Source organism: Psychromarinibacter sp. S121 (genome assembly GCF_049801035.1).
In the GTDB taxonomy this organism is placed as follows: domain Bacteria; phylum Pseudomonadota; class Alphaproteobacteria; order Rhodobacterales; family Rhodobacteraceae; genus Psychromarinibacter.
Window position 1 is genome coordinate 1,347,206 of the sequence record NZ_JBNAGE010000001.1, and the last position, 18,592, is coordinate 1,365,797.

Sequence of the window (18,592 nt, forward strand, 5' to 3'; positions counted from 1 at the left end):
GGACCGCCTCAAGATAATCCCGTTCCGTCAATGTGATGAGGCCGAAATCCGCGCGGGCTCAGATCCCCTGAAACCGCCCCTTGCACCGTTTGGCATATCATATACTATCCGCCTCGGGAGGAGATTTTCAGCGTGGAATCGACGGTCACTCACAAGCCGCTCGAGCGGCAGAGTCTGTCGGAACGCGCCCGCGAGGCGATCCGAGACCGGATCATCTCGGGGCAGTTTCCGATGGGCCGCAAGCTGCCCGAGGCCGAACTCGTCCGGCTGCTCGGCGTCAGCAAGAGTCCGATCCGCGAGGCGCTGATCCAGCTGGAACGCGAAGGTCTGATCGACCTGTCCCCGAACCGCACGACGCGCGTGTTCACGATGGGAGCGTCCGAGATCGCGGAACTGGGCGAACTGCGCCAGATCCTTGAAAGCGAGGCGCTGCGGCTGGCCTGCGAGCGCGACCCCGCCGGGCTGGCGGACAGCCTGCGCACAATCGTTGCCCGGATGGAGAAGGCGCTAGGCGCCAACGACACCGACGCCTACAAGCTGCTGGATTACGATTTTCACCGGGCGATCTTCGAGCACTGCGGCAACAGCTATGTCGAGGCGAACTTTCGGCAACTGTCGTTCCGTGTGCAGGCGCTGCGCAACCGGCTGTCGCAAGACCCCGAACTGAACACGCGGTCGCTGCAAGAACACCGCCAGATGCGCGACGCGGTGATCGACGGGCGCTATGACGTGGCGCTGCAGGTGATGAAGCGGCACATCGCGGACACCACGACCAACTACCTGTCCCGCATTGCCGAACCGGCGTCTCCGGGCGGGGCGACCGAGAAGACGGCCCGCATCGACGCCGACGAGATGGCGCGGTTCTCGCGCGACGCTTTGACGGCGGTCGGGGCGGACGCGGCGACCACCGAGGCGGTGACCAAGGCGCTGATGCATGCCTCGCTTCTGGGGGTGGACACCCACGGGTTCCGGCTGTTGCCGCATTACCTGAAGGGCTTTCAGGGCGGTCGCATCAACAAGACACCGGCGCCCCGGATCGCGGGCGGCACTGGCGGCGCCTGCGTGTTGGACGCCGACGACGCCCATGGCGCGCTTGCCAGCTACGAAGCGGTGCGCATCGCGGTCGAGCGCGCGCGCCAGCACGGTATCGGCGCGGTCGCGATCCGCAACTCGTCGCATTTCGGGGCTGCCGGCGCCTATGCGGTCGAGATCGCGGGGCAGGGGATGATGGGCCTTGCCTTCTGCAACTCGGACGCTTTCGTGCGCTTGCACGGCGGCGCCGCGCGGTTTCATGGCACCAACCCCATCGCCGCCGCCGCGCCGGCCGAGGACGGCCCGCCGTGGCTGCTGGACATGGCGACCAGCGCGATCCCCTACAACCGCGTGCTTCTAAGCCGCAGCCTTGGCGTGCCTCTGCCCGCCAGCGTTGCGTCCGATGGTGAGGGGGTGAACGTGACCGATCCCCATGTCGTCGAGATGCTGGCGCCGCTGGGCGGGTCGCTGTTCGGCTACAAGGGCGCGGGGCTGGCCGGGTTGGCCGAGGTCCTGTCGACCGCCTTCGCGGACGCTCCGCTGAGCGCCGAGCTTGCGCCGATGATGTCGGACGACATGACGACGCCGCGCAAGCTGGGGGCATTCGTGATGGCGCTGGACCCGGACGCCTTCGGCGGCGCGCCTGCGTTCCGCGCCACGATTACCCGCTATCTCGGCGCGATCCGCCGCTCGTCCGCCGCGGCGGACGCCTCGGTGATGGCGCCGGGCGACCGCGAGTGGCGCGAGGCGGAACAGCGCCGGAGGATCGGACTGAAGATTGACGAGACGACACTGGACAGCCTCGGGACATTCGCCCGGGCCTTCGGTGTGGCTCCGCCGGGGAGAGTGTCCGCGGAGGAGTGAAACCAACTGTCGGAAAGGGAGGAAAATCCGATGACGAATAGATTGAAACAAACGACGATTCTGGCGGCCGCAGGTGCGATTGCCGTGATGTCCGTGGTTCCGGCCACGGCGCAGGAGGCCGACCGCGTCCTGAAGTTCGCCCACGTCTACGAGACCAGCGAGCCCTACCACACCTGCGCCGTCGACGCGAACGCGGCGCTTATGGAAGCGACCGAGAACCGCTATGGCATCGAGGTCTTCCCGGCCTCGTCGCTGGGCAAGGAAGTCGACATCAACGAGGGCCTTGGCCTTGGCACCGTCGACATCATCTACACCGGCCAACTGTTCGCGGGTCGCGCCTATGGCCCGATCGCCATCGGCGGCGCGCCGTACATGTTCCGCGACTACGATCACTGGGAGGCCTTCACCAAGTCCGACCTGTTCGGTGAACTGTCGCAGGGCTACACCGACGCGACCGGCAACCACATCGTGGCGATGACCTACTACGGCAACCGTCACGTGACCTCGAACAAGCCGATCACCTCGCCCGCCGATATGGAAGGCCTGAAGATCCGCGTTCCGAACGCGCCGCTGTACATGATGTTCCCCGAGGCCACCGGCGGCAACCCGACGCCCATCGCCTTCGCCGAAGTGTATCTTGCGCTGCAGCAGGGCACGGTTGACGCGCAGGAGAACCCGTTGCCGACGATCCAGGCCAAGAAGTTCTACGAGGTGCAGTCGAACATCAACCTGACCGGCCACATCACCGACGCGCTGCTGACCATCGTCGGCGGCCCGACCTGGGACAGCATGGACGCCGCCGACCAGGAGGCGCTGACCGGCGTGCTTCAGGACACCGCCGTCTGCGCCACCGACGCGATCCGCAGCTCCGAGGCCGAACTGGCCCAGTGGTTCCGTGACGAGGGCGTCACCGTCAACGAGGTGGACCGCGGTCCGTTCATCGAGGCGGTGAAGGCCATGCACAACGGCGACATGGCGACCTGGGATCAGGAGACCTACGACAAGCTGCAGGCCATCGGCCAGTAAGCGAATGACGGGACCGGCGGGCGCAGACGCGTCCGCCGGTCGCATCCTGCGCCCTTCAGACCGGGACTCTCCATGACCGACCACAAGACCGACCCTATGGCCGACCCGGGCGCCGATCCCGCCGAGCCGCCCGAGATCCACTTCGAAGAACAAGAGATCGACCTGTCCGACCTGCGCTGGGACGATAGCCTTGTCTTCGTGATCTTCTGGGTGCTCGCCTTCGTCGTGTTTCTTCAGTTCTTCACCCGCTACGTCCTGAACGACTCGCTGGGCTGGACCGAAGAGATCGCGCGCTTTCTGCTGATCGGCGTCACCTTCACCGGCGCGATCATGGCGGTGCGCAAGCAGTCCCACATCGCGGTCGAGTTCCTGTACCGCTGGATCCCCCGCACCGGCCGGATCGTCGCGCAGGCGATCATCGACCTGATCACGGTGGGCTTCTTCGGGCTTCTGACGTGGCTGACCGTGCAACTGGCCGGGCGGACCCGGCAGATGATGGTCTCGATCGACGTGCCCAAGTCCTATGTCTACTGGTTCGTCGCCGTCTGTTTCGCGGTGATGACGCTGTATGCGCTGATCAACGCGGTCCGCCATCTGCGCACCGGTTCCTCCAAACTCATCGACCCCCACCTTCACGCCGAGGGCGTGCCCCGTATGGACTAGGAGTTCCTCAGTTGGAAATCGCCCTTCTCTTCATCGCCCTGTTCGGGCTTCTCATTTTCGGCGTCCCGGTGGCCATCGCGCTGGCAGGCTCGTCGGCGCTGTACGTGCTGGTCAGCGGCTCGGTGCCGCCGATGGTCGTGGCGCACCGGATGATCAACGGGGTCGACAGCTTTCCGCTGCTGGCCGTCCCGTTCTTCATCCTTGCCGGCAACCTGATGAACACCGCCGGGATCACCGAGCGGATCTTCAATTTCGCCCTGTCGATGGTCGGCTGGATGCGCGGCGGTCTGGGCCATGTGAACGTCGGCGCCAGCGTCATCTTCGCGGGCATGTCCGGCGCTGCCGTGGCCGACGCGGGCGGGCTTGGCGCCATCGAGATCAAGGCGATGCGCGACGCCAAGTACGATCCCGAGTTCGCGGTGGGCATCACCGCCGCGTCGTCGACCATCGGGCCGATCATCCCGCCGTCGCTGCCGATGGTGATTTACGGCGTGGTCGCCTCGGCCTCGATCGGGCAGCTTTTCGCGGCAGGGTTCATCCCCGGCCTCGTGATGGCGGTGTCGCTGATGGTGATGGTGGCGATCATGGCGCGCCGTCGCGGCTATCCGCGCGATCAGGCCTTCGTGTTCTCGCTGCTGTTCTCGACCTTCCGCCGTGCGTTCCTGTCGCTGCTGACCCCGGTGATCATCGTGGGCGGCATCCTGACCGGCGCGTTCACTCCGACCGAGGCGGCGGTGGCCGCCTGCGCCTGGGCGATGTTCCTTGGCCTGATCGTGTACCGGACACTGAACTGGAAGCGGTTCCTGCGGGTCAGCTTCGACACCATCGAGACGACCGCCGTCGTCCTGCTGGTGGTGGGCGCGGCGGCGATCTTCGCGTGGATCCTGACCTCGAACCGGGTGCCCGAGACGGTGGCGGCGCTGCTGCTGACCGCATCGGACCGGCCATGGGTGATCCTGTTGCTGATCAACCTGATCCTGCTGGTTGTCGGCTGCTTCATGGAAACGGTGGCCGCGATCACCATCATGGTACCGGTGTTGCTGCCGGTGGCGGTGGCGATCGGCGTGGACCCGGTTCACTTCGGTGTCATCATGGTGCTGAACCTGATGCTGGGCCTTCTGACCCCGCCGGTAGGGATGGTGCTGTACGTGCTGTCGCGGATCGCCAAGATCCCGTTCGAGCGCGCCGTGGTCGGCACCGCGCCGTTCCTCGTGCCGCTGGTCCTGGTCCTGCTGCTGATCACCTACGTCCCGGCCATCACGCTGTGGCTGCCGACGCTGATCTACCGCTGACGAAACGCCGCGATCCGGACGGGCAGGGCGCCCGCTTCGGGTCGCGGGTCTTGCCCGCCGCCCTGCGTCTTAGCGTTCGCGCATCGCGCGGAACAGAAGCATCAGCGCCAGGGTGGTGACGATCAGGCCGATCAGGTCTCCGACCCCGTAGACGACGGTGACCGACAGCGGCAATCCCGGCAGCAGGCTGCCCGAGAACACCATCGACTGCCCGACCGAGTTCAGCACGGACGCAATCGCCCCCGCCAAAAGCAGCCACGTCCAATGGACGTTCGGGCGTCCGTCGGGCCGTTTGTCCGGTCGCGCCAGACGCATCACGCCGAAGGCCAGCGGGGCCGAAACCGCGCCGACCGCGATGGACACCAGCAGCACCGGGTCGGTGACATGCGCAAGGTCGTGCGACGTGAACAGAAACTCGGACAGGAAGGCGCCGATGGCCAGTGGCACAATGGCGATCCAGCCCAGCAGCCAAGCCGCCAGCACCCGCACGCCGTGCGGCAGGTAAACGAGGCTGGCGTAGACCGTTATCTCGGGCATGTAGGCCGCCTGCACCGGCGTCACCAGCCAGGCGGTTACCCCGTGCGCCAGCAGATAGGCCAGGATCACGACAAGGAAGGAACGGGCGATCATGGCGCAATACGCCGCCATGCGTTCAGACAGGCAAACTGGGCAATGGGCATGTCGGGGCGGTCAGGCACGCGCCTTGGGTGAGGCGGGTCCGACGCGGTCGCTGCGCACCACGTAGGCGCGCGCGCGGGTGTCGGCGGCCCGCTCCAGCAGGCCAAGCCCCAAGAGCGTCCGCACCGCGCGGTAGAACGTGGCCTGCGGCACCGGCTGGACCAGTTGGTGATCGCGCAGTTCCGTTGAACTCACGACATGGCCCGGGGCGGGGCTGAGGCTGTGGGCGGCCAGCAGAACGTCTCTTTCGATCCGGCTGAGGGTGGAAAGCCCCATGTCCGTTTCGAGCTGCAGAAGCATCTCGCGCAATTCGAAGATCGAGTTCAGTTTATCCATTCTACGCATCAGCTTGGCCCACGTGGCCGAGTCGCGAAAGAAGGGCCGGAAAACAATTTATCATTGTGATAATCTCTTGGCATTAATGACACGGCGTAGTAACCTTATCGAAGGCGACATTCCGTGAGTGGTGAGCCAGCTTTCATTTCAGCAGTTTTGACCTCGGCAGTCCAATCTGCCGGGGTCCATTCGCTTTAATGTAACGAATTATTCATTGAACATCCAGCTTTTCGCGCATCCGGAACGGGTCCGGACGCGACCGCCGACCGCCGCCGGGCCGCGCCCCGTGAAGGGGTCGCCGCACCCGGTCCGGCAGTTGCCAACTTGTGGGATAAGTGGCGGAGAGACAGGGATTCGAACCCTGGGACCCCGTGAAGGGTCAACGGTTTTCGAGACCGTTTTTCGGGCAAGTAACGCAAACAAAGGGCCCTATTTCTTTGGGCTTTGCGCCAGCGAAATGAGCGGATCTGGGTAGTAGCGCGGAGCAGGACGTCATAGTCCGACGGCATAGTTGCGGCGCGAGCCTTTGGCCAAGCTACCGAGATCTGGTTGGACTGGAGCAGGTCGGCGTAGAGGGAGGGCGCAATCAGAGTCCGCCAGCGGATGGCCGTTTTCGAGTATCTGAATGGACGCGCATCAACAGCGAAGATAAAATGATTGCCAACAACAACAGAACTGAGGCGAGCGGATGACAGAGGCGGTAAGATTCACGAAACGGTATGGCGATGTTGCCGAAACGAAGGCTGAAGGGGTGACATACACGCCGCAGGCGCTTGCCGATTTCGTCGCTGGCCGTATCGTTGCCGCCGCAAACCTTCCGTCTGGTCGTCCCGCCCGGGTCCTTGATCCTGCCGTTGGGCATGGTGAGTTGCTCCTTGCCCTCCTGTCGCAGCTTGAAGTCCCCGTTGAGGTCTACGGCTATGAGACGGACCCCGAAGCTCTGGCCGAGGCGAGGCAGCGCCTTGCGGCTGCCCATCCGGGCGCTGTCTTGAACCTTCGCCTTGGCAGCTTCCTCGATCATGTGCTTGATGACTACGCCGGGGGCCTGTTCGGCGCGGCAGAGCCCTACGACCTGATAATCGCCAACCCGCCTTATGTTCGGACGCAGATCATGGGTGCAGACCGTGCCCGGCAGCTGGCCCAGCAGTTCGGACTGACGGGGCGCGTTGACCTCTATCACGCGTTCCTCCTCGGCATGGCAACAGTCCTCGCGCCGGACGGAGCGGCGGGCTTCATCGTGTCCAACCGCTTCATGACGACCAAGGGCGGCGCGTCGGCACGGGCCGGATTGGTGGATGGTCTCCAGCTATGTGAGGTCTATGATTTGGGCGACACCAAGTTGTTTGACGCGGCAGTCCTGCCCGCAGTCATCATTGCCTGTGGCAAGGCGGCTACGCAAACCACGACCTCATTCGCGTCGATCTATCAGTCCAAAGCGGAACCGACGCACAAGGCCGCCGACCCGCTTACGGCCCTTGGGCACGAGGGAGTTACCGAGCTTCCCGATGGGCGGGCGTTCCTCGTGCAGCATGGGACGCTCGACAATGGCGGCGATCCGGCGGGCGTCTGGCGTCTGGCCTCCGAGGGGGTTGAAAGCTGGCTTGCGACGGTTGAGGCAAATACCTGGGGTACATTCCGTGACATCGGCAAGATCCGGGTCGGCATCAAGACGTGCGCGGACAAGGTGTTCCTGCCCAAGAAGTGGGACCGCGAGCTTGAGCTGCTCCGCCCTCTGACCACGCACCACACTGCCCGGCGCTTCCGTCCCGAACCGCACAACAGACAAGTCCTGTATCCCCATCACACGATCGACGGCAAGAAGCAGGCCGTTGACTTAGAGCAGTTCCCGGCCAGCCGCGCCTACCTTGAAGAGCACCGCGCGGCCCTTGAGGGCCGGAGCTACGTGATTGAGGCCGGGCGGCAATGGTATGAGATTTGGGTGCCGCAGAATCCGGCAGACTGGCCCGCCCCCAAGCTCGTGTTCCGGGACATATCTGAGCAACCGACCTTCTGGATGGACCTTGAGGGGACGGTGGTGAACGGGGATTGTTACTGGCTGACAGGCAACAAAGCCCTGTTGTGGCTCGCCTTGGGCGTTGCCAACTCCACGTTCATCGAGCGCTTTTACGACCGCCGTTTCAACAACAAGCTCTACGCGGGGCGGAGGCGCTTCATCACCCAGTATGTCGAGCAGTTCCCACTCCCGGACCCGGAGAGCAGCGTAGCGCAACAGATCGTCGCGGCCTGTCGGGACCTGTATGCCGCACTTGATGGAGGCCCGCAGCCCGAGGCAGAGCGCCGCGTTGACGAGATGGTCTGGGCTGCGTTTGGGCTACCTGTCGAAGAAGTCTGACGGCAGGGGTATCTGCAACTTCTTGTTCAGGACCTTGCCCTGAAACTGCGGGAAGCGGGTGAAGAAGCTCTCGCCCGTTGTCAGGTAGAAGTGGGTCAGCGTCACCTCTGCCCCATCCGTCTCGGCATAGAAGAGGGCATACCGAACATCGCAGTGGCGGACTTGCGTTCCGACGATCTGCGGGACGTCCAGAGGCTCCTCGCTGGCAGGGCGCACCAGCCCGAGGTCGATGGTTGGTGAGGTCTGTAGCTTGACCTCAAGAAGCTGGTTCCGCACGTCCGGGAAGCGCCCATCATCGCGGTAGTCGGCATAGCCCAGCAGCTCGCAGACGATACGGTGAAGCGCCGCGCCACGGTTCCGCTCCTGATCCCAGCCTGCGTCGGGGAAGGAACGGCCCACTGCGCCGCTCAGCCGCTCAAACACCTCGGCAATGGGCAGCATCAGGCCGTGCGCAGGGTGGTCCACGGGGCTGACGTTGTCCGCGAGGTTGGCCCCCGCGCGGACGTGCGGCAGGAGCGTGTCGGTGTCCTCCGCCGCAATCAGCTCGTGCGATGCATTCCCGGGGACAAGCCGCGCCTGATACTTCTGCGTCAGCGTCCCGGTTGTGTCGAGCTGCGCCAGTTCTTCGCCGTTGACGACCTTCACGCGCGCAATCTGGTCCGCCTCGTCAACGCGGAGGATTACATAGCGGCGCGACGGGGACAGCTCCTCATTCCAGACTTGGAGGTTATTCGCCTTCTGGGCGTAGGTGTCGAACATCTGGCCCACAAAGCGCGGCTGTGTCTTCTTGAAGCTCGGGGGCACGGGATAGCCCAGTGCGCGGCAGACGTGCTCCTTGACCACCTTTGACCTCGTCCGAAGCGCGAGCCCCGCAAGGCTGATGCCGCGCAGCCGCTCATCAAGCAGGGATTCAAGCTCGGGCGTGGGAACCCACAGGTCAAGGTCGCCAACTTCAATTGGGTCGTAGATCGTGAGCCCACTTGCAGCGATTGCCTGAGTGAAATCCCTGGCCATTGTTTTGCCCCGCGTTCCCTGCTTTTTGGCATGAATAGCAGCGCGGCGGTCAAGGTGCCAGATTTTCGTGGTTGATCGACGCGTTAGCGGAGTCGACGCAACCGATTGAATGTCACCGTCTGCTCTCGAACAGGTCAGCCCCCCATTGATGCGCTTAAATAGCGCCTCGAGTGCATCCAATGTCTCATCTATCAACGCGACAACCCGTTTGGCGCCTTCGCTCTGACCTGCTCGTCGCCTCCTGGACGCAGAAGAAACTGTCTATTCAGCCAGAACTCTCGATTGGTGGCAGTCCCAGATTTTAGGACGTCTCCTCGGAGTTGGAGGCCGCACTCGCAATCTTGCGTGTACCTCTTTTGCCGAGATCGACCTCAAGACCATTCGGACCGGCTTTAACAGAACTGGAGAATGCCAGTAGTGCCGCAAGTGCCTGTTGTCCGTCGTCCACGGCTGAGCTCGCGCTGGTTTTCTGAAAGAGGCCCTCGGTTACGTTTGTCAGCCAGCGCTCTGGAACATCGATTTCGTGCTCCTTCTGCATTTCAAGCGCTGCCTCGATCACCCAAGATGCGCGGGCCATGTCATGCCGGAATCGTTCGTAGTCTTCGGCCACGCGAAGATCGCGAGTGTAGAAGTGACGAAGCCATTGGATGCCACCGGCGAATGCACCGAGAGCGGCAATTCCCCAGATGGTTTGTTTTAGATAGATTGGCCAGAGGTCAATTGGACCTGCGACGGTCGCTACAAGAGCATCGGAAGGTGTTGCGTTAAGGGCCATCAAGGTCGCTGCGATGCCGCCGCCGGTCAATCCCAGGAAGATCAACCACCTCGACCAAGTGACCGATGCTCCATGGGAAGGAATGCGCACGCTTTCCTGTAGGTCTTCCTGAAGTTGATCGAAGAGTTGCCGACGGGCATCCTTGTGGCTCTTGATCAGAAGATCGGCCTCACGCTCCTGAAGGCTATCTTCTCTTTCCTTGAGTGTGCGACGAGCCTCTTCGATCTCCGCGCGCGCTTGTGAGAGCATGGCATCTCGTTCTTGAGATAATTCCGCCCGCATGCGCTCGCGATCCGCGGCGAGGCGCTCTTGTTCCTCTGTGCGCTGGTCAGCAAGTTTCTGCAGTGTCTCCTCAACACCTTTTGTAAATCCGCGGAAAGACCTGTCAATATTGTCTGCAAAATTAGTCAATTGCCCGATCGCGGTCCCCGGATCGGCGTCATTCGGCTTGATGACCTGGCTCAAGACATTGAACGCAGCAGCGATCGAGGCGCGTCCGGGATCTGACTGCCAGGGAGACTGATTATTTCCGCTGGCATTGATGGAGAGCGTATCAAGCTCGGTTTCACTGCCTCGATCGACGGTGACAGAAACACTGCTCTGCTGTTCGTTGCGCCCGTCTTTGATACGGACCCTCAAGTTCAAGTTGGCGCGTTTAATATTGTAATTGCCCGGCTCCGGGGCGTTTTCGCTGAAATCTAATCGCCCCAGAACGGAGAATCCGGCAAACGTCAAATCCAGCTCGACCCCGGAACCTTCTGACGCTGTGAGCGCGGCCTGCTCGGCATCATGAAAGAGAGAATATAAAGCAGCGTCGTCAAGGCGGCGAACGCGAAATGTCTCTTGGCTCATAGCATGGTTTCCTTCCAAGGACGGATCACTTCACGCCTGTAGCGCTGGTGTGGCAACGATCCGAAGACTTTATCCGCCGCCGGCAGATCCTCATCCCTCGTCAACCAGTGCAGAAGCGGCATGCCCGACCCTCGTTCTTGCCACCGGATCTTCGCGGCCCGGCTTGTGGCCGACAGGATAGGGGATGAGGGTTCCAGGGGAAAGCGATCAGGTGGCGGTCATTCCCAGCCGCGGCGAATATCTGTCCGGTTGCATTTCGGGCAATGGATGCTGGACGTGGGCCGGCGCTCCTCGCGGGCATCGCGCTTCTCGTTTTCGGTCAATGCCTCGGCCGTAAAACGATGACCGCAGTTTTTGCATCGGAATGGGATCGTCTCAGGCAAGGCTCACCCCCGCTTGCTCGAGGAATTCGGTCCAGAGGCTCTCTGCCGCCTGGTGCGGCGTCATTCGATCTTCCTGGTTGCCCCGTATGAAGTTCATGGTGGCCGTCAGAAACATCTCGTATTCGTCATTCTCGACGTTGAAGCCCCCATTGGATGTGTTGTCCGCAGAGTCTTCCGCGAAGACATATGAGATGTCCCCGAACCCATGGCCGCCCGTTGAGCAACGGACAGTGATGTGCGCGGTCCCGCCCTGCATCCGGCTGCGATTCACCACCGTACATGAGAATTTCTTGTCGGACCTCGCCGTAAACCGACCGCGGAGCTCCTCAAGGGCGTCCAGCTCGACCGCCGCCTCCTGGAAATAACTCCGGATCTCATCGAATGCCTGGTCTCGAAAGTCACTCCTGTCGATGTCATCGAAGTGCCGCTGGACCCGATACTTCCGTGGTTGCGCCTCCGGGCGGGTTGCGCCGCCCGGTTCCGGCTGCGCCGAAACAGGTGCCCGATCCATGTCATCGAGGACGCGGGCAACTTCCTCGACGATGTTCAGGAAGGCGGTGTTCTCATTGGTCCAGTTGCTGATCGGTTTCCCGTCCTTCGGCAGCGCCTTGAGCTTCTTGAACGGGCTCGACTTCCAGTAGCAGTCTTCCACGATGATCGGGATGACCCGCGCAGACCCTTCCTCGTGGCGCCCCATGGCTCGGGTCATCTCCGTGTCCATGCAGTAGTCGGAGTTCAGGAAATCGGGGCTGATGAGCAGGAAGATGATATCGCAGGCTTCCAGCTCGGCCGAAATCTCTCCGTCGATCTCGCCGCCGGCACGAATCTCGCGGTCATACCAGGTTTCGATACGGCCATCGCGTCGGAGGGGAGAAAGGTGGGCCTTCAGCCTTTCCAGCGTGCCCTCGTCGCGGTGGGAGTAGGAAACGAAGATTTTCATGACGGCGCCTGTTCGTTATTTGTTCCAAGTCTACGGTTCGCCATGGCAGCCGTCAACGGCGCCCGTGTTCGAACTTACATGTCCGGTAGTGAAAGGAACTCTCGGTCCTTCTTGTTCGTGATCAAGGCATTGATCCTGTCCTTAATCTGCTGAGCTTTATCCGCAGGGACAGTCTCGAGAAATGCCAGGAACGCGCCCCCATAGATGATCTTCTTGCGTGTTTCGGCGCGGCGAGTCTCTTCCTTCGCCTTCTGCGAGAGGTCAGACAGCAGCGCTTTCTTCTGTTCGATCTCGCGGGTCAGCGTCTCGATCTTTTTCTGGTTTCTCGACATCCGATTATTCCTTTCATCCTGGATCTCGAAAGGGACATCGTGCCCAGTCGGGCGCTTCGCTCCACGTTTTTCGCGACGAGGACAGTTTGCGTTGGTTTCCCAACCTGACGAGCTGAAGGCTCGGAAGGCGCAATTACGCAAACTTCGTTTGCCGCGCGCCTGCAGCGGGCTTTTTTTCGTAGCGAGATCCCCGCCGGGGCCTGATCTCCCGTTGCATGAGACACGCTGCATGTCATTTTTCCATCACCGCGTTGACCCGCGGCAAGACCGCAGGGGCCGTTGCCCGTGCCGCCTACATCGGGCGCTGCCGCCTGCACGATGAGCGGACCGGCCAGACCTTCTCTTACAGCCGCCGCGGTGGGCTTCTGGTGGAAGGGACCGTGAATTGGGTGACCGGAATCGAGCGACTCTGGAATGAATCTGAGCGCGCCGAGACACGTAGCAACGCGCGCGTGGCGCGAGAGATCAAGGTGTCGATCCCGGCCGAGCTGCCGCTGGACGAGATGCGCCGATTGGTTCACGGGTTCTGCTGCAACCTCAAGGACCGTTACGGGCTGGCTGTGCAATGGGCGATCCATGCACCGCGCTTTCACGACACGGCGGACGGCCGGGACATAGAGCGCCGGTATAGGGCCGGGACTATCGATCAGGAGGAATACCTCAAAATCCTCGCAGACCCTGAACGAACCAACCTCAACTTCCACGCGCACATCCTCAAGTCCGTCCGAGAGAAGGATCGGGACACCGGATGCTTCGGGGAGAAGATCCACAGCCTTGACCGCGGACCTGGGCGTTCTTCCGAGTTTCGGGACATGCGGGGCGAGTGGGAGGTTCGGACGAATGCTGCGCTGCAACGTGCAGGTTCGGATGCGCGGGTCGACCTTCGATCCAATCAAAAAATGGCAGCCGCAGGCGATGCGCCGGAAGGCTTGATTGCGCAGCCTCATGTCGGGCCTGTGGCCAGCAACGGCGCTGCGCCTTTCTATCCAAGGCGGGTGAAGGCCCGGATTGAGGTCCAGCAGCATAACGCTGACCGCTGGATGACCTGGGAGCAGCGCCGCGCTCTTGAACGGGAGCGAGCGCGGCTCGAGGCCTCCGAACGGATCGCTGCCCAGCGGGAGGCCGCGCGCAAGGCTGAGGCTGCGGCGGAGAAGCGTAGGATCGCCGAGGCGAAGACGGAGCGGGAGGCACAGGAGGCCGCCCAGGAAGCGGTCCATTTCACATCCCCAAGGGGTGGATACGAGGAGATCATCGCCATGGCGCAGCGCGGCATGACCATGGAGATGCTGCCTGGTGAGGATCTCGAAATTGACCCCGAGACCTATCAGTATGAAGGGTCGACCACACCTTTCCAGAAAGCCATCAAGGTCAAGAGGCGCGCTCCGGTCAGGCAGCGCACAAGATCTCGCTGAAGATCGGCCCTCGCCTGGACTTCGTCGATAGGATCGTCATGAAAACAGAGTCCGATACGAACGCTCTCGGTAGGCGAGGACCATTCTCTGCTCCTCCGGCCAAGACTCATATTCGAATGAGCAAAGCGGAGTGTATCCCTTGGCGATCTGCTCATCGCGCCAAGCAAGAGCATCCGTCCGTTCCGTCTCAAGATCCTTCAGAAAGCCTTCGGGATTGGGTCCCTTGGCGCAACGGGCGAGTTGCTCATGGGCACTCTCACCACGCCGGAGATCGCGCTCCTTCTCGAGGATCCGACGGATTGCAAGAAGCGATACGTCGCGGAAATCCACGGCGCGGTAAGATGGATACTCCGATGTCCTTCGCAGACATGCCTCGATGTCCGCGTCGGACATGCGGAATACTCGATGCCGTCCCTCTGCAAGGAACGTCTTGGCAGCGTTCTCGGCGATCCACCGCAAGCACTCGGATCGAAGATCCCTTTCGCCCTGTTCGGGCGAGGTGAAGATCCCCACGGAGCCTGCAAACTGCCTCGCGGAAGGCGCCTGGCGTTTCAGGTTTTCGCGTATGTTGACCTGTTTCAGGTTGCCGTTGCCATGGAACACGAGAGAACACAGCACCGGTAACTTGAAGTCGTGACGTGCAAGAAGCCGACGTGCCTCGGCTAACGACATCGCGTCGTATTCGCGTTGACATGGACGGACAGCGGCAGTCAGCTTCTGCTTGAGATTGCCGGGGACGTGAGGTGCGGGGGCGATCATTTTCTTCTCCAGATGTTGGTGTCTGGGAAGGATTTGGAGTCGATCGCCGGCGCACGGAAATGCGCCGGCGTCGATTTCTGCGCCTACTGAATGATTGTCTGATGCCATTTGTGCCGAAGGGCGTCAGCGTTCAGCGTCGTCTTATTACCGCCCATGGGGATTTGGATAACGCTCCGGGTTCCTGGTGGAAATTTGTAGAGCGTGCCGCGCTCCCACTTCGTCTTCGTGGTCTGGATCTTGACCGCCACCTCGGAGACGTAGTCATCGACCATGTCCTGACGCGGGGCGAGGAGATAAGCGTGGTCGAGGATCTCGCTCGTCCTAATCGCAGCGTTCACCCAAGACCGGCTTGACTGGCACCATGGCGACCGCCACGGGTCCTGCTCGAGAGGCTTCTGCGGTAGAAGTGGGAGTGAAGGCGCCTTCGGCTCGAGGCGAACAGGAATTCGAGGAAGCAAGAACCGTGGGCGGTCCTTCCCCCCGTGGAGACATGCGAGGGAGAGGAACATGAGGTCATGAATTGTCCGGCACTGCCGGACTTGCTCGGTGTTCATGACCGCGAACGCGCGCGTTTTATTGGAGAAAGCCTCCGAGAACTTCGCGCCCAGGCTGAAAAGGAAGACGCGCCTTTCGATCCTCGGCTTCGATAGGATGTTTTGGGCGGCAAGTTCTGCACATGCTAAGTGCATCCATCGGTTGTCTTTGGCCTTCTCCGGACCAACTGCGGCGGCCAGTGTGCTTGTTCGAATGCTGTGCTCTTTCGAGAAAAGAGAAGGCACAAGGCTCATGTTGCCTTTGACGGCGGTGTCCAGGGCGTTGAGCAGGCCGTGGACCAACCGTAGCGCGAGAAAGCTTCGTTCTCCGTCGCACAGGAAATTCACGACGTGTTCGGGGACGACGTATTTATCGTTGATAGGGATCGGCATGGGGGCTCCGTTGTGAGGTTGCCCGATGCAATTGGTCCCCGAGGCACCCCGCGCAAAACGCAGGTCGCCCCGTCCAGATGACGGATCGCCCCGCATCGCCGTGGGTGTCGCCCCGGACATCTGGCGGATGAACCCGAACGACGGCACCCGAAGCACTGAACGATTGACGTCGAGAGGATGATCGCGACGTAAAGAAACCCGTTCCTGCCGCTTTAGGGTGCATCTAAGCCACTGGCATGGTGGAATTTTTTGTCAGGGGAATTCTACTATACCCACAACTCGCGATGGATGTTCATAGGGTTGTCTGCCTTAGGGCAAATTATCGTGCTCCGGTATCGACGTCCCCTCTATGTGAGAGACGTCGATACCGGAGCACGATAGATGGATTACGAACCGAAGCTGATCTTGCAAAAGCCGCGGATTGCCGACGATCTCGGGCGGACTGCGGCTTGGAGCCGGTTCATCCATCGCGGCGCGCCCGCATATACTCTGGTTGCGGTGGCTTTCCTGGTCGATGGTCAAGCGGTGGTGCTCGAACCCCGTCTTGCCGAGCGAGAGGTCGAATTCGACGAGGGCCCCATCCTCCAAACGGCCACGTCAGCTCTGGAAATCCTGGGGTATGGAACATCGCTGCGGGGATGGTCGCGGTCCTCGCCTGGCACGATCGTTTTCGAAGCCCCGCTTACCTCTCATTCAAAGCTTGCGGCGATCCGCGAATTTCAGTGCCGCGGCTCAGCTGGGCTCGGATAACTGGCCTGAACATGCGCTGCTCTCGTGAGCGACCTTTCTGATGAGGTCGTTCCCGAGAGCAGCGCAAAGCTGCCAAGACACAGAAAACTCTGAATTCGACATGTCAACACAGGGCCGGAACACCCGAACATGTCGAAACGGATGCGCGATGGTTTCCTACCGTCACACATCCATGCCGCCGCGTCCTCCTGCGCGGCGGTTCTTGACACGACGGCCGGTGATTTTCCGCGGCGGCATGGTGCCGCCGGTCCCCGGCAAAGGAGGACCCTATGGGTAAACTTCAGACCATCACGATGAATCGCGGCACCGGCGTTCCGCAGGGCACCGCGACCCGGCTGACGCAGGATTTCCTTCTCCGACACGGCAGTGGGCTCGACGACCTTCTGAGGCGTTTCCCGGGGATGCACGGTCCGGCCTTTCGCGGCGCGATCGAGAAGTGCTTCGCACCCTCCGAAACGGCTCCCGAACTCGCGATGGCGCTCGACGAAGCCGTCGACACACTGCTCTCGCTGCTTGGCGAGGAGTGCCACCCCCTTCCGGTAGATGCCGGCCAGCGGCTCCAAGTCGACGCCGGGATCCGGTGGTATGCCGCTCGGCTGCATGATCTCGGTAAGGCAGCGCGGCGCTGCTGAGCGTCCACTCCTGGAAGGGAATATCTGAGGCTGAAGGTGAAAAAAATATCGCATGAAATCAATCGGGTAATAGCGGTTGTCGTGGGGATTTCGAAGAAATCTGCGGGTTCCCACGACTCCGCCAAAACAGTCGATCCCATTCTTCTTGCATGCCCTCACGGGCAAGCAATCGAAGTAACCACCGGCCGGAACGCTCCGTTCTTCGCCGGGAAGAAGATGGTCGCAACATGTCCCATGAACCGCCCCGCGCTTTCGAGAACCCAATCCCAACACTTGGCGCGATCCAGCCAAGGATCAGGGTCTCGACCGTTGCGCGGCTCTCGGGTCTGAAGCGTCGCCACATCACCGATCTCGCATCGAAAAAAAAGATACCGGGCGCCGCGAAACACGGCGGCGTCTGGACCTTCGATCAGGATCTTTTGTCCGTCTGGCTCACCGAGGGGAACGAATGGCAAGCAACGTCTACAAGCCCAAAAACAGCAAGAATTACTACCTCCGCGTCTCCATCGACGGGAAAGAATACCGAGAGTCGCTTCGGACAAGTTCTAAACGGGTCGCGGAAAAGAAAGCGCGCAAAAGGATCGAGGAGCTAACGGGGAAGGCTGAGCGTGGGGAAACCGACTGGCTCTTCCACGCGGGCTTCACGAGCTTCTACGACAGCCTCGATCACGAAGACGACGACCATGGTTGGTCGGACACCACCCGCGCCCGCTACCAGACCAGTCTGCGCCAGATCGGTGTGACCCTCGCGGACATCTTTGAGGAGCGGGGCGAGGATATCGAGGCCGCCGGGGCCTGGGAAGTCGGTCTTAAATCGGTGTCCGAATTCGTTGCCATGCGCAAGGATGAGGGGGTTTCGATCGCGACGATCAATCGCGACCTCACGGCATTCAACCATCTGATGCGCCATATCAAGAACAAGGGTTGGATCGAGATGAACCCGGTTCTGCAATTCGAGAAGCAGGGCATGAAGGAGAGCCTTCCGGACATCGTTCTGCCCAGCGACGAGGCAATCCTCGAACTGGGTCGCCGCGCACCAGGCACGCTCAGCTTCTTTCCGTCCTTTCTCGACGCGACCGGAGGGCGGGTCACTGAGATATCGCTGATCAAATGGTCGGATGTGCAGGGCATGGATCGACCGGTCGAAGGCCATGTCACGATGACCTTGCGGCACACTAAGGGGCGCAAGGTTCGGACGATCACGCTTCGCCAGCAGGCGATCGACATCCTGGTGAAGATTCCTCGCTCCAACCGCTCTCCCTTTGTGTTCTGGAACAAGACCGAGGAGGGCTACTACCGCGGCCCAGCGAACCTCTTCTGGGACTATGCCCAGGAGACGGGTTTCGGGGCCCGGCTCCATGACATCCGCCACAAGTTCGCGATCGAACGGCTGAGGGAAGGGTGGTCGGTCTATCGCGTCCAGCGCTACATCGGCCACGGATCGGTGAACACGACCGAGCGCTATTACTTCCGCTACCTATCGCAGGAGCAGCAGGAGATCGCTAACGCGGATGGTAATGCCGGTCTCTGAACCAACATGGCATCTGCCCGCAGCAGCCCCGCCCGAAACGGC

General features: G+C 61.8%; 17 protein-coding genes. 9 read left to right on the forward strand and 8 right to left on the reverse strand.

Annotated elements, in window-relative coordinates; all coding sequences use genetic code 11:
* The first annotated feature begins 132 nt into the window (after window positions 1-132).
* The 4 genes from ACP156_RS06500 to ACP156_RS06515 all read left to right on the forward strand — a co-directional run bounded on the left by ACP156_RS06500 (window position 133) and on the right by ACP156_RS06515 (window position 4,877).
* On the forward strand, window positions 133-1,896 hold the full coding sequence (locus ACP156_RS06500) for an Ldh family oxidoreductase (RefSeq protein ID WP_425050492.1): 1,764 nt from the start codon (window positions 133-135) through the stop codon (window positions 1,894-1,896).
* A gap of 30 nt (window positions 1,897-1,926) precedes the next feature.
* Window positions 1,927-2,922: a sialic acid TRAP transporter substrate-binding protein SiaP gene (locus ACP156_RS06505; protein ID WP_425050493.1), complete on the forward strand. Its 996-nt coding sequence runs from the start codon at window positions 1,927-1,929 to the stop codon at window positions 2,920-2,922.
* Window positions 2,923-2,994: 72 nt separating this feature from the next.
* Window positions 2,995-3,585: a TRAP transporter small permease gene (locus ACP156_RS06510; protein ID WP_425050494.1), complete on the forward strand. Its 591-nt coding sequence runs from the start codon at window positions 2,995-2,997 to the stop codon at window positions 3,583-3,585.
* 11 nt (window positions 3,586-3,596) lie between these two features.
* The gene (locus ACP156_RS06515) at window positions 3,597-4,877 is read left to right on the forward strand and encodes a TRAP transporter large permease (RefSeq protein ID WP_425050495.1); all 1,281 of its coding nucleotides are present in this window, start codon (window positions 3,597-3,599) and stop codon (window positions 4,875-4,877) included.
* 69 nt (window positions 4,878-4,946) lie between these two features.
* Here ACP156_RS06515 and ACP156_RS06520 read toward each other — a convergent pair whose 3' ends face one another.
* Together ACP156_RS06520 and ACP156_RS06525 are read right to left on the reverse strand one after the other, a co-directional pair.
* Entirely contained in the window at window positions 4,947-5,507 is a 561-nt protein-coding gene (locus ACP156_RS06520; RefSeq protein ID WP_425050496.1) for a hypothetical protein, read from the reverse strand.
* A gap of 60 nt (window positions 5,508-5,567) precedes the next feature.
* Window positions 5,568-5,891 (reverse strand): hypothetical protein, encoded by a 324-nt coding sequence (locus ACP156_RS06525; RefSeq protein WP_425050497.1) that lies wholly within the window; start codon window positions 5,889-5,891, stop codon window positions 5,568-5,570.
* Between the two features lie 688 nt (window positions 5,892-6,579).
* Between ACP156_RS06525 and ACP156_RS06530 the strand changes: the two genes are divergently transcribed.
* Window positions 6,580-8,244, forward strand: a complete 1,665-nt coding sequence (locus ACP156_RS06530; protein ID WP_425050498.1) for an Eco57I restriction-modification methylase domain-containing protein — start codon at window positions 6,580-6,582, stop codon at window positions 8,242-8,244.
* On the opposite strand, the gene ACP156_RS06535 is transcribed toward ACP156_RS06530, so the two are convergent.
* The 4 genes from ACP156_RS06535 to ACP156_RS06550 all read right to left on the reverse strand — a co-directional run bounded on the left by ACP156_RS06535 (window position 8,224) and on the right by ACP156_RS06550 (window position 12,771).
* A complete protein-coding gene (locus tag ACP156_RS06535; RefSeq protein WP_425050499.1) occupies window positions 8,224-9,258 on the reverse strand; it encodes a hypothetical protein in 1,035 nt (344 codons plus the stop codon). The genes ACP156_RS06530 and ACP156_RS06535 overlap by 21 nt on opposite strands.
* A 301-nt stretch (window positions 9,259-9,559) precedes the next feature.
* The gene (locus tag ACP156_RS06540; RefSeq protein WP_425050500.1) at window positions 9,560-10,885 is read right to left on the reverse strand and encodes a hypothetical protein; all 1,326 of its coding nucleotides are present in this window, start codon (window positions 10,883-10,885) and stop codon (window positions 9,560-9,562) included.
* Window positions 10,886-11,260: 375 nt separating this feature from the next.
* Window positions 11,261-12,208, reverse strand: a complete 948-nt coding sequence (locus ACP156_RS06545) for a toll/interleukin-1 receptor domain-containing protein (protein WP_425050501.1) — start codon at window positions 12,206-12,208, stop codon at window positions 11,261-11,263.
* 74 nt (window positions 12,209-12,282) lie between these two features.
* Entirely contained in the window at window positions 12,283-12,771 is a 489-nt protein-coding gene (locus tag ACP156_RS06550) for a hypothetical protein (RefSeq protein ID WP_425050502.1), read from the reverse strand.
* Between ACP156_RS06550 and ACP156_RS06555 the strand changes: the two genes are divergently transcribed.
* The gene (locus tag ACP156_RS06555) at window positions 12,756-13,952 is read left to right on the forward strand and encodes a MobA/MobL family protein (protein ID WP_425050503.1); all 1,197 of its coding nucleotides are present in this window, start codon (window positions 12,756-12,758) and stop codon (window positions 13,950-13,952) included. The two genes, ACP156_RS06550 and ACP156_RS06555, sit on opposite strands and share 16 nt — an antisense overlap.
* A 36-nt stretch (window positions 13,953-13,988) precedes the next feature.
* Here the strand turns inward: ACP156_RS06555 and ACP156_RS06560 are convergent, their stop codons facing one another.
* The gene (locus tag ACP156_RS06560) at window positions 13,989-14,711 is read right to left on the reverse strand and encodes a hypothetical protein (RefSeq protein ID WP_425050504.1); all 723 of its coding nucleotides are present in this window, start codon (window positions 14,709-14,711) and stop codon (window positions 13,989-13,991) included.
* Window positions 14,712-14,794: 83 nt separating this feature from the next.
* Window positions 14,795-15,637 carry a hypothetical protein gene (locus ACP156_RS06565; protein ID WP_425050505.1) on the reverse strand — a complete coding sequence of 281 codons (843 nt, stop codon included), beginning with the start codon at window positions 15,635-15,637 and terminating at the stop codon, window positions 14,795-14,797.
* Window positions 15,638-16,018: 381 nt separating this feature from the next.
* Here ACP156_RS06565 and ACP156_RS06570 point away from each other — a divergent pair, with 381 nt between their 5' ends.
* The 3 genes from ACP156_RS06570 (at window position 16,019) to ACP156_RS06580 (ending at window position 18,550) form a co-directional block, all read left to right on the forward strand.
* A complete protein-coding gene (locus tag ACP156_RS06570; RefSeq protein WP_425050506.1) occupies window positions 16,019-16,387 on the forward strand; it encodes a hypothetical protein in 369 nt (122 codons plus the stop codon).
* 269 nt (window positions 16,388-16,656) lie between these two features.
* Complete coding sequence (locus ACP156_RS06575; protein WP_425050507.1) at window positions 16,657-17,019, forward strand: hypothetical protein; 363 nt, start codon at window positions 16,657-16,659, stop codon at window positions 17,017-17,019.
* Window positions 17,020-17,467: 448 nt separating this feature from the next.
* On the forward strand, window positions 17,468-18,550 hold the full coding sequence (locus ACP156_RS06580; protein WP_425050508.1) for a tyrosine-type recombinase/integrase: 1,083 nt from the start codon (window positions 17,468-17,470) through the stop codon (window positions 18,548-18,550).
* The last annotated feature ends 42 nt before the right edge of the window (window positions 18,551-18,592 follow it).

Excerpts from the sequence above, each read along its gene's own strand:
- ACP156_RS06555 (WP_425050503.1), top strand. The coding sequence starts at position 12,756 with ATGAGACACGCTGCATGTCATTTTTCCATCACCGCGTTGACCCGCGGC.
- ACP156_RS06550 (WP_425050502.1), bottom strand. The coding sequence starts at position 12,771 with ATGCAGCGTGTCTCATGCAACGGGAGATCAGGCCCCGGCGGGGATCTC.
- ACP156_RS06580 (WP_425050508.1), top strand. The coding sequence starts at position 17,468 with ATGGCAAGCAACGTCTACAAGCCCAAAAACAGCAAGAATTACTACCTC.
- ACP156_RS06520 (WP_425050496.1), bottom strand. The coding sequence starts at position 5,507 with ATGATCGCCCGTTCCTTCCTTGTCGTGATCCTGGCCTATCTGCTGGCG.
- ACP156_RS06505 (WP_425050493.1), top strand. The coding sequence starts at position 1,927 with ATGACGAATAGATTGAAACAAACGACGATTCTGGCGGCCGCAGGTGCG.
- ACP156_RS06565 (WP_425050505.1), bottom strand. The coding sequence starts at position 15,637 with ATGCCGATCCCTATCAACGATAAATACGTCGTCCCCGAACACGTCGTG.
- ACP156_RS06530 (WP_425050498.1), top strand. The coding sequence starts at position 6,580 with ATGACAGAGGCGGTAAGATTCACGAAACGGTATGGCGATGTTGCCGAA.
- ACP156_RS06510 (WP_425050494.1), top strand. The coding sequence starts at position 2,995 with ATGACCGACCACAAGACCGACCCTATGGCCGACCCGGGCGCCGATCCC.
- ACP156_RS06575 (WP_425050507.1), top strand. The coding sequence starts at position 16,657 with ATGGGTAAACTTCAGACCATCACGATGAATCGCGGCACCGGCGTTCCG.
- ACP156_RS06570 (WP_425050506.1), top strand. The coding sequence starts at position 16,019 with ATGGATTACGAACCGAAGCTGATCTTGCAAAAGCCGCGGATTGCCGAC.
- ACP156_RS06545 (WP_425050501.1), bottom strand. The coding sequence starts at position 12,208 with ATGAAAATCTTCGTTTCCTACTCCCACCGCGACGAGGGCACGCTGGAA.
- ACP156_RS06560 (WP_425050504.1), bottom strand. The coding sequence starts at position 14,711 with ATGATCGCCCCCGCACCTCACGTCCCCGGCAATCTCAAGCAGAAGCTG.
- ACP156_RS06525 (WP_425050497.1), bottom strand. The coding sequence starts at position 5,891 with ATGGATAAACTGAACTCGATCTTCGAATTGCGCGAGATGCTTCTGCAG.
- ACP156_RS06535 (WP_425050499.1), bottom strand. The coding sequence starts at position 9,258 with ATGGCCAGGGATTTCACTCAGGCAATCGCTGCAAGTGGGCTCACGATC.
- ACP156_RS06540 (WP_425050500.1), bottom strand. The coding sequence starts at position 10,885 with ATGAGCCAAGAGACATTTCGCGTTCGCCGCCTTGACGACGCTGCTTTA.